The sequence below is a fragment of the Cellulomonas algicola genome, assembly GCF_003851725.1.
In the GTDB taxonomy this organism is placed as follows: Bacteria; Actinomycetota; Actinomycetes; order Actinomycetales; family Cellulomonadaceae; genus Cellulomonas; species Cellulomonas algicola.
In genome coordinates, this window is sequence record NZ_BHYL01000059.1 from 57053 (window position 1) to 70322 (window position 13270).

Consider the following 13270-nt stretch of genomic DNA (forward strand, 5'->3'; position numbering starts at 1 on the left):
GTCCTGAACTGAGCGCGCACGACGTGGCTCGCCCGGCCGGTCCTGCTTGCCAAACGTCCGGATCATCGTCCTAGCCAAGCCCTACAACGTTGGCGGAGTGGGCACGATCTAGCGCTGCCTGGGGTGGACCGACCGGCGTGGGCGGATCCGGGGGTAAGCAGGTTTCGGTAGCGCGGCTAGAACCCACCTGAACGTCGGGCGTCCCTTTGCCCTCTTGTGGTCATCGGCCGGGTGTGGTTACTCGTGAGTCGTCCGGGGTCCCTGCCCCGCTGCACGTCATCTCCGATTGCGGCCTCGGCGGGCGGCCCCCGTGCTGGACGTGACCGAGAGGTCGCCTCGTCCCGGTGGGCGCGTCGCTCACCGACCACAAGACCGGCACACTGCTCGCGGCGGCGTCCCGGACCCGACATGTGCCCTGCCTGGGTCCGGGACGCCATCGTTGACGCCCGCACGGACGTCCAGCTACAGAACGGCGTTGCCCGCGTTGCGACGAACGTTCTCGGCGGCATCCTGTGCGGCGTTCTTGCTGGAGAACGACTCCCCGGAGGCGGCGACCTTGTCCGACGAGCGCCAGGCGCGCCATCGCCACGCGCCACCGGCGTCGGTGTAGACCTCGTAGCGGGCCGTGAACGCTCCGCTCTTGAACGCGGCTGCCGCGCGACGGGCGTTGCTGGTCGAGTCGAACGTCTCCCCGGCCCAGGCGACGAGCCGGTTGTTGTTGGCGTAGAGCCACCAGGACGGGGCTCCGGACTGGGTGTTGGCGATCTTGAAGTACACGGCTGTGCTCCTTCGGTTCGGTGTTGCGGCGGTTGACGGGCTCGTGGACTACAGGGCGACCTCCGTTCCGCCGGAGAACGGCGAGTCGTGCAGCTCGAGTCGGGTGAGGGTTGCGTCCGTCGGGATGTCGAAGACGACGGTCCCGGTGACGGTGTTGCCGGGGTTGATCTCGTTGAGGAACGAGTTCGAGTCCGGCAGGTAGATCGCGGCGCCGGAGTCGGCGGAGAACTGCCGGTCCTGGGCGTCGAACGCCTTCTGCGAGGACCCGTCGAAGTACTGGGCCTCGGCGCCGATGTTCGTCACCGTCATGTGCACGAGGACGAACTGGCCCTGGGCTGTCTGCCCGAACGAGTCGGTGCCGATCAGCGGCACGCCGGGCTCGATCGCGGTGACGGTGAACTCGAACTTGCCGTCGCGCACCGGTGTGCCGATCCCGGGGGCGGCGGCCGGCTGGTCGTTGTCGACGGGCGGCTGCGTCTGCTCGTCTTCTGCGGCCGAGGTGGGGGCCGCCGGGTTGCCGGCGCCTCCGCCGGAGGTCGCGATCGAGACCACCGTCAGGGCGACCACCGCGACACCGATGCTCGTAAGGACCTTGTGCCGGGCGAACCACGAGCGCTTCGCGGCGGGCTGAGCGGTTCCAGGAACCGGGTAGGGCGCGGTGGGTGCTGGCTGGTGTTCGGGGAGTGTGGGGTCGGACATCGTGGGCTCCTTGTCGGTGCAACTGGGCTTTGGTGATGTCTCAGAACCTTGCTCGTGGGTACTGGGGGGACGCGTCGGCGAACCGGTCAGACCTGCGGTGCCCGATCGGGTACGTGTGCCCGTCTCAGAGGTGACCGGTCGGCCGAAGAGGCTGGCGTCGAGAGGTCCGTACCCTGGCGCCATGTCCTACGCGCCGCCGCCCTACGGCCAGCCGCCGCCGGCCGCGGTTCGTGCCCACCGGGCACACCCGGGAAGCCCGGGAACCGGTCGCGGTCGGGGGTCGAGGGCAGGCACGGTGGGAGCCGTCACACTCGCCGCGTTCAGCTCGATGGTGGCTGTCTCCTTCAACGCCCAGGCCCGCGCGGAGCCGGGGACGCTGCACCCCGTCGACGGGATCGCGATGCTGGTCGGCCTGACCGCAGCAGGGTTCCTTGTCGCGCGGCGCAGATGGCCCGTGCCCCTCACGCTCGCGGCCGCGGCGTCGGCGGTAGTTCTCCCGTTGGATACCGTCACGGCGCTGATCGCTCTGCCGTGGGTGTTCGCGACGGCGGCGCGTCGAGTGGCGTGGTGGTGCACCGGCGCGGTCGCAGTCGCGACGGCGATCGCCCTATGGCGTGACGGGTCGCGCGACCCGGCCGACATGGTGCTGTCGACAAGGAACGTGGAGACCGGTCAGCTCACCAGCTTCAACACGGTCGGGCTGATCCTCGTGGGGCTGGTGTGCGTGGGAGCTGCCGTGGCGGCCGGGCTCGTGCGGTCGTCAGGCGTGCTGGCGCGGCAGGCCGTCGCGGCATACGAGGGGCAGAGCGCACAGGTCGAGACGTTGCACGACCGGATGACACGGCAGGAGGAACGTGAGCTGATCGCCCGCGAGGTCCACGACACGGTGGCGCACCACATCTCGCGCATCTCTTTGCAGGCCTCCGCACTCGAGGTGCAGAACGGGGCGACCAGCGACGACGTGAAGGCCGCCGCCCAGCAGCGCTCGTCAGCCCAGCAGGCGATCGCCGAGATGCGTGGGCTGATCACGACGCTCCGCACCGGGGACGACGCGTCGATGGCAGGCACCACGCTCGACGACCTGGCGACACTGCTTGACGGTGCACGCAGGCAAGGCCGGTGGGTCACCAGCTCGGTGTTCGTCACCGACGCTCACACCGCACCGCCCGCCCTGACACGTGCGACGTTCCGCATCGTCCAGGAGGGCCTGACGAACGCGCTTAAGCACGCGCCCGGAGAGCCGGTCGAGGTGACGATCCGAGCCGGCTCGATGACCGGCGTCGACGTGCGCATCATCAATCCGATGCCCGCGACGGCTCCGGTCGGGGTAGTCGGTACCGGTTCAGGACTGACCGGCATGAGGGAACGTGCCGCGCTTCTCGGCGGAACCGTCGTCACCCGCATCGACGGCGGATGGCACGTCCTCGAGGCACACCTGCCGTGGGTGTCGCCGTAGCCCGACTACCATCGGCCCGTGGTCCGGGTCTTGGTCGTCGACGACGACGCGTTCGTGCGCAACTTGCTCACGACGATCCTGACAGCCCAAGACATCGACGTCGTCGGGCACGCCACGGACGGTGACGAGGTTGTCGCCGCCGTTCTCGCTCACCGCCCCGACGTCGTCCTGATGGACCTTCACATGCGACGCATGTCTGGCCTCGAGGCCATCGCAGCGGTCAACCAGCTCCCTACGCCTCCCGCGGTCATCGCAGTGACCTCGTTCGGAACCGACGACACGGTTCTGGCGGCCGTCCGGGCCGGGGCTGCCGGGTTCCTCTCCAAGGATGATGACCCGGGACCGATCGCTGACGCGGTCCGCAAGGTCGCCGCTGGTGACGGCGCCCTCGACCACGCCGCGGCGGGAAGCGTGCTACGCCATGTGGCCGCGACCTCACACAACGACCGCACCACCGAGGCACGAGCTCAGCTCGCAGTGCTCACCGCAGCCGAGTTGGAGACGGCAACCTTCGTGCCGAGCGGCATGTCGAACCAGGCGATCGCGCAGCGCACGTTCCGCTCCGAGTCGACCGTGAAGGCGCAACTGAGCAGCGCGATGAGCAAGCTCGGAGTGACCAGCCGTGCCCAGCTCGCCGTCCTGATCGACCGTGCAGGACTTACTGCCGCAGACACCGACTAGCACCGACTCTCGCACCGCACGTGTCGGTGGCGTGACCAGCGTCATCACCCGTCGACGTTCAGGCTCACCCGTCAGCGGCCGATGAGTCGGGCATGACCGCACGTCCCGCACGGTTTTGGCTCGTCTCGCTGACCGCTGCCGCTGCCGCGTCCGTTTCCGCCTGCACGACGACGACCGCTCCGGCTGACCCCACCCCGCCACCCGTAACGGTCACTGTCACCGCCCCGGCACCTGAGGCCACACCCACACCGCCGGCCGAGACTGCGCCTACCGACGCCGCGCCCGCTCCCGCCCCCGCGCACGAGACGTTCACCATGCCGGCGCTCATCGGGGTCAACCTGCAACTCGCGCAGGACCAGCTTCAGGCGCTCGGGTCCTTCGTGCTCGACCAGACAGACGCCAGCACTCTCGGGCGGGTGCAGGTCCTGGACTCGAACTGGCAGGTCTGCGGTCAAGACCCCGCGGCAGGGACGGTCGTGCCGGTCGAGACGGTCGTGGTGCTGGCATCCGTGAAGCTCGACGAGGTGTGCCCGTAGCCGCGCCCGGAGACGGATACGACCGAGGTCCGTACCGGATCGGTTCAGGCGACACCGCATCGCCCCTACCAGCTGACTCGCAAGGAGACGTCATGACCCAGCAGTTCCCCGGGCCGCAGCCGCAGCCTGGTCCGCACCCAGCACCCATGAGCGACGAGCACGCGCCTCACCCTGCTCTTCCGCCCTACGGTGTGCCGCCCACCGCCGCGACCTCTCCGGTTGACCCCAACGCGCCGAAGCGCCCGTGGTACACGAAGAAGCGCGTCATCATTCCCGGTGCCCTCCTTCTGCTCTTCATCATCATCGGGGCGCTGGGTGGGGGCGGTGACGAGGACAGCGATCGCGTCGCCGGCGCGACCCAGTCCGCCGCGCCGACGGAGAAGACCGCGGCGGAGATCGCCGCCGACGCCGAGGCGGAAGCCGAGCGGAAGGCCCAGGAAGAGGCGGACGCCGCCGCCAAGGCCGAAGAGGCGCGCCTCGCCGAGGAGCAGCGTCTGGCTGAGGAAGCAGCAGCCGCCGAGGCCGCAGCCGCTGAGGCTGCCCGCGTCGGGACGGTGTCCCAGCAGAACGCGTACGCCTCCGCCAAGTCCTACCTGGACTTCAAGGGCTTCTCGCGTGCGGGGATCATCGAGCAGCTCACGAGCGAGTACGGCGAGGGCTTCCCGCCCGCCGACGCCGAGTTCGCCATTGCGCGGCTTGAGGCCGAAGGCGGTGTGGACTGGAACGCGGAGGCGGCGCAGGCCGCGCAGTCGTACCTGGAGTTCAAGGCCTTCTCTCGGCAGGGACTGATCGAGCAGCTGACAAGCGAGTACGGCGAGGGCTTCACGCGTGAGCAGGCCGAGTACGGCGTGAACACAACCGGTCTGTGACCTTACGAACCGCCCAGAAGGCTCCTTCCCCGGTCGGGACGGGGCCTTCTGGCCATCAGCTTCTTCGGCACGATCGTGTGCGGCGGCATGTCCGACCTCTGATGGGCCTGGTTCGTCGGGCCGACATGCAGGCTCGCACTTCGTTGGCGCGGATCTCTCGGATGCCGTCGTGGGGGGCAGGTTGAGGCCGCGTACCTCGGACGCCCCGTGACTGCCCGACGGCGACACTGTCTTTCGGGTGTACGGGGGCGACGGCATCCGCTAGACGAGGCGAGCTCGACCGGCGGTTCCCCGGGCTGCGAGCCGCGGCGGACGACCGACCCGGACGGGCTGCGGGCGGCATGCGACGCGCTGCAGCGGACGTGGGACGCGACGGACGCTCGGACCGGCGGCCCGCTGGACGACACCGTGGACGAGCCGGTCGACGGCGAGTGGTCGTTCGCACAGACGCTGCGGCCGCGTGGTTTTCGCGACCGACACGTTCAGGATCCCCGACCCGCATTGCGGCGTGCCCGGACCAACCTGATGTGAACCTCGTCGCGACCGGTGATGCGTCTGTCGTACGCCAGTTCCAGTCGAGCGACCGTCTCCAGTCCAACCCAACGATCGCCTTGGTAGACGTGCCGCAACTGGGTCCATGCGATGCCGCACTCCTCCTCCATCTGTCGGAGAGGTCCCTCGATCCCCGGGTTCACCCGCCTCTTCATCGGTTCCCGGTCCGCCGTGCTCGCCGTGGTGGAGCCTCGTTGTTCAGCCCGCGTCGTCTCCTCGGCGATGAGCGCGTCTACACGTTCATGGACGAACGCGGACACGAGCGCGGCGTAGAGGACCACGTCGCTTGCACCCTGTCGCGGTGAACCGTCAGGCCACTGGTCGTCATCGAAGTAGTCCCGTGGCGCGAGTCTTCGCGGTCCAGTCTGATCAACCGACACACCGCCGTTATAGCAGGTGACCAGCGCCGCTAGCCATCACCAAACGGGTAGCCGGCGTCAATGTCGCTCAACTGTCGCCGCGCGAGCTTCCGGACGAGCGGCTGAGTGTCGAGTCGAAGGCTTTGTCGAATGTCGACAGTCGCCGACGGCGCTGCGGAGGGATACCTACCTGTATAGACGCGGCAAGAGCTGACCTCGCCAAACAAACTTCTGCATCACTATGCATCCGGACAGATGGGTCGGAGGGCAGTGATCGAGGTCGACGCGCGCGGCCCCAGACGTTGTGGACTAACCAATCGGTGAGGCGTAGCGTGCGAAGCGAGGTACAGCACAGTGACCGACTGCCCGGCGTCACTGCTGGCCCGCCGGCGGCAACCGACGGACCAGCAGGCGGGCTCGTCGGCCCGCGACGCTCGACCCCACCTTGATTGGGAGCGACCGCATGACCACCCTCGCACAGACCGCCGACACTGCCTGGCAGTCGCAGCACCAGACAGCGCGCGCCCCCCCGAACCTCGCGGCACCGGGTAGAGCCAGTCGCGCCACGCGCTCCGCAACCAGCGCGGTCCCCGGCAGCACCGTCCTCGCGGGTCACTCCATGACCGCCTGTGTCCGAAGGCAGCACGGCGTCCGGGATCAGCCAGAAGCCACCCTCACTGTTGGGAGTAAGCACCATGGTGAAGCCTGTGTTCCACATCGCCAGCCCCGGGGGCGTGACGCCCTCGACCGCTACACGTCAACCTGAGCCGGAGCCGTGGGTGCAGAACTTGCTCACACTCGGTTCGCGCGCCCACCACGCTGCCGTCCCGGCACGCCGCCCTCGAGCGACGTGCACCGCCCGCCCGAACACCGCGGTGAAGTCGACGCCGGCGAGCTGGACCCGTCGTCCGGGTCAGCCGTATCCGCGACGGTGACACCATCGTGGCGAGAGATCGGCTGTTCAAGGACATCCACGGGCCGCTCTTCCTGACTGCGTTGCAGGACCGCACGGTCACAACCTTCACCCGCCGGGTGGAGAAGGACCTGGCGGCACGGGCGATACCGGTGCGCGGAGGTCCGTACACCGTCGCTGCGCTGGTGGTTCTCGCGTACATGCACGCGGCGGAAGCCAAGCGTGAGCCATCTGAGCGGTGGGCAGGGCACGCCGCCCCACTGACGGCGGAGCAGACTCGCGACATGGCGTTCGCGCTGACCGACGAAGAACTCACGTTCGTCTCGATGTCGATCACACCGGAGCGCCGCGCCGCCGCCGCTCTCGACCCGTCACTCGAGGTCGCTGCGATCAACATGCTCGCTCTGCCGGTGGGGTACGTGCTGCGGGCGAACTCGTCACTCTTGTTCCCAAGGTCGCCTTCCGACAAGACGAGCCGCTAACGCCGGTCACCCTGCAGGGCGCGGTAAGCGCCCGCGCCCTGCAGCGGACCGAGAGCCGGCAAGGGGGCGCGAACCGGCAGAGCCGCTCGCCGCCTACCCACCAGCGTTCGCACACAAACACTCCCATCGGGGCCACTCGCCAGGTCATCAGGTTCAGCCGTTGGAGCGAGCATGCCGACCGCCCAGTACCGAACCGGTCGCAACCGTGAACGTCTCGACCGCGCCTCCAGGGACCGGCACGAGCGAGCCGTGCAGGCCGCCGCGGCCCCGCCTCCGCACCGCCGCACGCAACCCGAGCAACGCGCGCACATCATCGCGACGTACGTGCCCGCAGGGATCGACTCCGCCGAGTGGGAACCCATCCGACAGTTCATGGCGCCACTGCTCGAACGTGCCGCACTGACACCGGCATCCACCCGTCGGATCCTCGCGACCGTTGCCACGACCGCGTTGCGCCCGCAGCGCGCTGGTGCCCCACTGACCGTGGAAACGGTGATCGGTAAGGACGCCGTCGGCTTGTTCCTCAGCACGCGAGGCGCGGGCCTGTCCAACAAGGACCGACGCGACTTCAAGGGCGCCGCAGCCCAGCTCGGGCGCGCGCTCGGACTTCGCGACTACGTGCCAGTCCAGGTCCACCCGGTCGGTCGTACCCGCGCCGCACTGCCGTACACAGCGACCGAGGAACGCCTGTACTACGAAGCGGTCGCCGAGATCCCCAGCCCGGCCGCTCGTGACGACGCGCTCACGCTGCTCAACCTGACCTTCGGTGCCGGGCTGACGTCTGGTCAGGCAGTGGACCTGTGCGGCACGGACGTTCAGAAGTGGGCCAGGCACGTGATCGTGCGGGTCCCTGGTCGTGACGGTCTCATCGACCGGCTCGCTCGCAGCGAGGCCGCCGACCAGCTGCTCGAACGAGCCGCCCACGTCGACACCGCCCACATGGTGCGCCCCAACCTTTCGCGTGGTCGCTGCATCGAGGAGGTCGCAAACGCTATCGAACGTGCCGACCCGTGGCTCCCACGGTTCCGAGTCACCAGCGCGTCCAACGCGTACTGGGTCGAGTTCCTCACGCGCATCGGTGTCGCAGCAGCGTTCGGCGCCCTCGACATCGACTTCTCCAGCCACCGCCTCAACGACCTGCTGCGCGACCACGACACACCAACCCGCGACGCCGTCCTGAATGCCATGTCCGTCATGGCGCCGCACCTACGACAGCACCCGTAGGAGTGGCCATGGCTCTTGGACCGTTCCACCTCATCCCACGCAACGTCGAAGCACGTCTGGAGGCCCGCACCCTCATCACCACGTCCTCGCTGGATGTCTTCTTCGAGCAGCACCTCGAGCGTGTGACGGGTCGTCCCTCCCAGGTCTGGTACACGGTCCGGGCGGTGCTGTCTGGGATGTATATGTCGGTGCGGTTGGCGATGCCGAACGTGAAGGCCATGACACAGCTGCTGTGGCAGATCCGTGACTCGGACTGGCTGCACTGGGCTGGCATGGCCCGCGTCCTCAAGGAGGCCGACTCTCTCGACTACGGCGGGTTCTGCGTCGAGGTCGACAGGTTCCGCTACCTGTACGACGAGATGCACAACCTGATCGACGCGTGCCCCCACCCGCGCGGTGTCCGTGAGGTCCAAGGGGTGCGCTTCGAACGGGAACGAGCCATGACGGCGGAACAACGCGCGGAACAGGCCCGCAAGGACGACCTGCTGCACGAAGCCGCGAACATGTTCCTCGCCGCCAGTCTCGATGGGCTGCGCCCCGCGGACCACAACGGCAGCATCGCCGTCGACGAGATGTACGTCAGATCCCGCATGAAGGCGGGCCGACGGGGATCGGGTATGGGGCCCGACAACTGGGGCTCCGCCGACCCTGACACCGCGTACCTGCCTGACAAGGACAACCCGAAGGACTACCACTGGGAACACCGGGTCGAGACCGCAGTCCTCGGCCAAGACCCCTACAAGCGCCTCATGCCCGCGTACGTCGTCGGCCTCGGCTCACGCCGCGCGACCGGTCAAGACCCAGGCGAAGCAGCGTTGCTCGCCGTCAAAGCTGCCATCCGCAACGGATGGGGGCCGTCGGCTCACGGTCGTGCCCGCTGCTACGTCGACCGGGGCATCGGAATGATGGACGCGTTCGTCAGCCGCATCCTCCAGCACGGGTACCGCCCGTGCATGGCGAACGACCAGCTGGAACCGGTTGACCGCATCATCCCGAAGATGGTCATCGAAGAGGTGACGAGCTTCGGTGTCACACGCACCCGTCAGGTCCCGATCGGCCCGGAACTCATCCGCGGGCTGTGGATCTGCGCAGGAGGCCGATTCCTTGCGGCGCACCGCAACTTGATCGCCCCCGACATGTATGACGAGAACGTCACCGACGAAGACCTCGCCGCTCACCAGGACATCGTCGACCTGCTCAACACCCACACCATGCGGCAGAACCGCCGCCCCATCGTGAACGACAGCTCACCGGACCCGTCGAAGTGGACCGTCACGTTCGAGCTCGAATGCCCCGGCTACGCCGCGCGATGCAACCTCCTGCCGTTCACGATGGACCGCGACCCAGCGAAGTTCCCCACGATCCTGCAACCCCCACCAGCAGAGTCCGCACCGTTGTCCTGCCGTCAACGGATCACCCGCGTCACGATCCCCGCGACGTTCGTGAAGCACACCGACGTCGTCGCCCGTGCCTCGTTCGAGCACGACGACGCGTACGGGTCGAACCGCAACGCCAACGAACGCCCCCACGCCTACTACCGGCGACCCACCATGGGTGCTCTACGGCCGCAGGAGATCGAAGTCATCGGCCGCGCACGCAACTTCATGCTCATCGCCATGGCGTTCGCCGGCACCAACCTCGACCTCACCGCCACCGCACGACGCACCTGGGGCACCGACTGCCATCCCCTCGGGCCACGACACCGCGGACGTGCCCACCGCAACATCCGAATCGCCCGCGCCCGCGCGAAGCGTCCGTGAGTTCCTGGCTGTCGTTCTGACAGTTTGAGGAATGCGCATTCGCGTACCCGGCCGCGCCAGAAACGCCCACATCCCCGATCGCCTCAGCGTTACTGCAGGTGACGACGGTCGCCCGACCGCGGTCTGACAACTTGAGAAATGAGTTCTGGGAGCCGCGAAGGACACCCGCGCTGACCAGGCCGTCCAACCATTCACGGACGGATGCCCGGACGCCACGGGTGATACCGGTCGGCGCACCGACGGCGGACGCGGCAGACCGCGGCTCACGCCACGCAGAACTCGTTGCCCTCGGGGTCGAGCATCACGACGTGGCCGAGCACGGTGCGCCCGGTGTCGTCGCCGTACCGCTCCTCCCGCACGACCGTCGCCCCGGCATCGACCAGGACGTCGACCTTCGCGCGGATCGCGGCCTCCCGCTCGGTCCAGTCCCACGGCGGCTCGCCCGCGACGCGGATGTCGACGTGCAGGCGGTTCTTCGCGGTCTTGGGCTCGGGCACGCGGAGCCAGCTGATCGCCGGGCCGACGCCGTCGGGGTCGACGATCGACGCGCCGTCCGGCTCGTCGTAGCCCGGCTCCGGGACGTACCCCAGCGCGAGCGCCCAGAACGCGGCGAGACGGTGCGGGTCGGCCGCGTCGCCGCCCAGGGTCCAGCGGGTCGCCATGCCCGCACGCTACGACGACGTGCTGACACCCGGGACCAACGGCCGCGGCGCCCGGTGCACCCGGCGAGGAGCGTGGGGGCATGACAGCGATCGTGGTGTTCGAGTCGATGTTCGGCGGCACCCAGGCCGTCGCGGAGTCCGTCGGGGCCGGTATCGCGTCGTGCGGGCTGCCCGCCGACGTCGTCGAGGTCGGGCGCGTCGTGGGCGACGGCGAGCGCGCGCCGTGGTGGCCGGACGACGTGCTGCTCCTGGTCGTCGGCGGCCCGACGCACCGGCGGGGCCTCAGCACGGAGGCGACGCGCGCCGCCGCGCGCGCGCACGGCGACGTCGTCTCGGGCCTGACCGGGCTGGACCGGTGGCTCGCGGCGGCCCCCGCCCGCACGGTCGGGACGCTGCCCGTCGCCGCGTTCGACACCGCGTGGGGGACCTCCGACGGCGGGTCGGCGTCGACGGAGATCGCCGAGCGTCTGCGCGCGCTGCGCGGCCGGCTCGTCGTCCCGCCGGAGACGTTCCGCGTCGTCGGCACGTCGGGCGGACCCGCGCAGGGCGAGGTCGACCGGGCGTGGGAGTGGGGTCGGGGGCTGGTGTCGGCCGTGCGTTGACGGTGGTCGTCGCGCCACCCTCACCCGAGACCGGTACCGGGACTGGGGCGGCCGGCCGGTCACCCGGGCGGCGACATCACGCGGCGTCGCCCGCGTCGTCAGCGCGCGCGGACCGCGTACGTCTGCCCCGCTGCGCGCAGCCGCTCGACGAGGACGTCGCCGAGGCCCGCCGCGGGGGTGAGCGAGCCGGCGCGGTCCGGCAGGCGTCCCTCGTCGTGCGCGAGCGCGAGCGCGGCCTGCCCGAGCATGACGGCCGTGGCGGCGTAGCCGGGGTCGCCGGGACCGGACGCCTGCGCGCGGTAGTGCCGGCCGCCCGCGGTCACGGCGACGAGGTCCATGCGGAACCAGCCGGACTCCCGGGTGGTCGCGTCCGGCCCGGTACCGGCGGCGGGCAGCACGCGGCGCACGAGCGCGCGCGTCGGCGGCAGGGCGAGGGCGGCGACGGCGACACCGAGCCCGGCGGTGAGGCCGAGCGCGGCCACGCCCCCGCGCAGGCCGTGACCGATGCCCATCGCCTCGGCGTACCGCAGGTCGCGGCCGTAGGCCCAGCCCTGCAGCGCGTTGCTGCGCCGCACGACGCGCGTGTTGAACGACGCCATCGGGAACGGCGCGGTCCACCGGCCGCCGGGCAGCACGCGCACCGGCTGCGTGTCGGGCGGCTGGGGCGTCGACGGCTCGGCGGCGCGGTCGGGGCTGAGCGCGTACGGGTCGGCCAGCAGGTGGCGCACGGCCGACGACCGGGCGGCCTGCTCCACGATCCCGACCACGGAGTCGACGGTGCCGCCGGAGACCCCGCCGCGCGCCCGAGCGAGCAGGCGCACGTCGCGCAGCGGCCCGGCGTCGTCGGCGGTGGCCCGCCGGTGCAGGACGAGGACGCCGAGGTCGGACGGCACGGAGTCGTAGCCGCACGCGTGCACGATCCGCGCACCCGAGGCCCGGGCGGCAGGGTCGAACCGGTCGGCGGCCTCCCGGACGAACGGCGTCTCGCCGGTGAGGTCGGCGTAGTGCGTCCCGGCGCGGGCGCACGCCGCCACGAGGGGCAGCCCGTGGCGGGAGTAGGGGCCGACGGTGCTGACGACGACGCGCGCGGACGCAGCGAGTCGCGCGAGCGCGGCGTCGTCGTGGGAGTCCGCGACGACGAGCGGCCAGCCGTGCGCGGACGGCGGGAGGCTGTCGCGGACCTCCGCGAGCCGGTCGGCCGACCGTCCGGCGAGCGCGACGCGGGTCCCGGCGGGTGCGTGCTCCGCGAGGTGCCGTGCGACGAGCCGGCCGACGAACCCGGTCGCGCCGAGCAGGACGACGTCGTGCTCGCGGTCGGTGCTCACGGTTCGACCGCCACCGCGGTCAGCAGGGCCACGACCTGCGCCTGACGGACCAGGAACGCGCCCTCGTCGAGGCGCTTGCGGCGCATCCACGTGGTCACCTCGGCGTTGCACTTGCTCGCGTTGCACGCCCGGCAGGCGGGGACGACGTTGCCGAGCGTGTAGCGGCCGCCGCGCGAGATCGGCAGCACGCAGTCGCGCTGCAGGTCGCCCGTGGTCGCGCCGCAGTAGGCGCAGCCCGCCCACGCGTCGCGCAGGGCCGCCCAGTCCGCCGTGGTGAGGTCGTGGTCGACCTGCGCGAGTCGCCGACGTCGGCGACGGTCCGCGCGGACGCGCCGGGTGCTGCGGGTGGTGGCCATCGGCCCGACCCTACGAG

At 70.3% G+C, this 13270-nt stretch carries 14 protein-coding genes; 8 read left to right on the plus strand and 6 right to left on the minus strand.

Annotation, left to right across the window (positions count from 1 at the left end):
* Positions 1-462: 462 nt before the first annotated feature.
* Entirely contained in the window at positions 463-777 is a 315-nt protein-coding gene (locus CTKZ_RS04645; protein ID WP_124341851.1) for a YegP family protein, read from the minus strand.
* Between the two features lie 48 nt (positions 778-825).
* Positions 826-1476 (minus strand): DUF4352 domain-containing protein, encoded by a 651-nt coding sequence (locus CTKZ_RS04650; protein WP_124341852.1) that lies wholly within the window; start codon positions 1474-1476, stop codon positions 826-828.
* 295 nt (positions 1477-1771) lie between these two features.
* Here CTKZ_RS04650 and CTKZ_RS04655 point away from each other — a divergent pair, with 295 nt between their 5' ends.
* The 4 genes from CTKZ_RS04655 to CTKZ_RS04670 all read left to right on the plus strand — a co-directional run bounded on the left by CTKZ_RS04655 (position 1772) and on the right by CTKZ_RS04670 (position 5018).
* Positions 1772-2932 (plus strand): sensor histidine kinase, encoded by a 1161-nt coding sequence (locus CTKZ_RS04655; protein WP_160142830.1) that lies wholly within the window; start codon positions 1772-1774, stop codon positions 2930-2932.
* 18 nt (positions 2933-2950) lie between these two features.
* Positions 2951-3613, plus strand: coding sequence for a response regulator transcription factor (locus CTKZ_RS04660; protein ID WP_124341854.1), 663 nt, complete (start codon positions 2951-2953; stop codon positions 3611-3613).
* A 92-nt stretch (positions 3614-3705) separates the two neighbouring features.
* Complete coding sequence (locus CTKZ_RS04665; RefSeq protein WP_124341855.1) at positions 3706-4149, plus strand: PASTA domain-containing protein; 444 nt, start codon at positions 3706-3708, stop codon at positions 4147-4149.
* A gap of 92 nt (positions 4150-4241) precedes the next feature.
* On the plus strand, positions 4242-5018 hold the full coding sequence (locus tag CTKZ_RS04670; RefSeq protein ID WP_124341856.1) for an Ltp family lipoprotein: 777 nt from the start codon (positions 4242-4244) through the stop codon (positions 5016-5018).
* Between the two features lie 482 nt (positions 5019-5500).
* On the opposite strand, the gene CTKZ_RS04675 is transcribed toward CTKZ_RS04670, so the two are convergent.
* Positions 5501-5851 carry a hypothetical protein gene (locus CTKZ_RS04675; protein WP_124341857.1) on the minus strand — a complete coding sequence of 117 codons (351 nt, stop codon included), beginning with the start codon at positions 5849-5851 and terminating at the stop codon, positions 5501-5503.
* A gap of 1020 nt (positions 5852-6871) precedes the next feature.
* Here CTKZ_RS04675 and CTKZ_RS04680 point away from each other — a divergent pair.
* The 3 genes from CTKZ_RS04680 (at position 6872) to CTKZ_RS04690 (ending at position 10308) form a co-directional block, all read left to right on the plus strand.
* A complete protein-coding gene (locus tag CTKZ_RS04680) occupies positions 6872-7324 on the plus strand; it encodes a hypothetical protein (RefSeq protein WP_124341858.1) in 453 nt (150 codons plus the stop codon).
* A gap of 171 nt (positions 7325-7495) precedes the next feature.
* A complete protein-coding gene (locus tag CTKZ_RS04685) occupies positions 7496-8548 on the plus strand; it encodes a hypothetical protein (RefSeq protein ID WP_124341859.1) in 1053 nt (350 codons plus the stop codon).
* Positions 8549-8556: 8 nt separating this feature from the next.
* The gene (locus CTKZ_RS04690) at positions 8557-10308 is read left to right on the plus strand and encodes a hypothetical protein (RefSeq protein ID WP_124341860.1); all 1752 of its coding nucleotides are present in this window, start codon (positions 8557-8559) and stop codon (positions 10306-10308) included.
* A gap of 263 nt (positions 10309-10571) precedes the next feature.
* Here CTKZ_RS04690 and CTKZ_RS04695 read toward each other — a convergent pair whose 3' ends face one another.
* Positions 10572-10970 (minus strand): VOC family protein, encoded by a 399-nt coding sequence (locus CTKZ_RS04695; RefSeq protein ID WP_124341861.1) that lies wholly within the window; start codon positions 10968-10970, stop codon positions 10572-10574.
* An 80-nt stretch (positions 10971-11050) separates the two neighbouring features.
* Here CTKZ_RS04695 and CTKZ_RS04700 point away from each other — a divergent pair, with 80 nt between their 5' ends.
* Positions 11051-11572 carry a flavodoxin family protein gene (locus CTKZ_RS04700; protein ID WP_124341862.1) on the plus strand — a complete coding sequence of 174 codons (522 nt, stop codon included), beginning with the start codon at positions 11051-11053 and terminating at the stop codon, positions 11570-11572.
* A 98-nt stretch (positions 11573-11670) separates the two neighbouring features.
* Here the strand turns inward: CTKZ_RS04700 and CTKZ_RS04705 are convergent, their stop codons facing one another.
* Together CTKZ_RS04705 and CTKZ_RS04710 are read right to left on the minus strand one after the other, a co-directional pair.
* Positions 11671-12897, minus strand: coding sequence for a saccharopine dehydrogenase family protein (locus tag CTKZ_RS04705; RefSeq protein WP_124341863.1), 1227 nt, complete (start codon positions 12895-12897; stop codon positions 11671-11673).
* On the minus strand, positions 12894-13253 hold the full coding sequence (locus CTKZ_RS04710) for an HNH endonuclease (protein WP_124341864.1): 360 nt from the start codon (positions 13251-13253) through the stop codon (positions 12894-12896). The genes CTKZ_RS04705 and CTKZ_RS04710 overlap by 4 nt, the downstream gene beginning before the upstream one ends.
* Between the last annotated feature and the right edge of the window lie 17 nt (positions 13254-13270).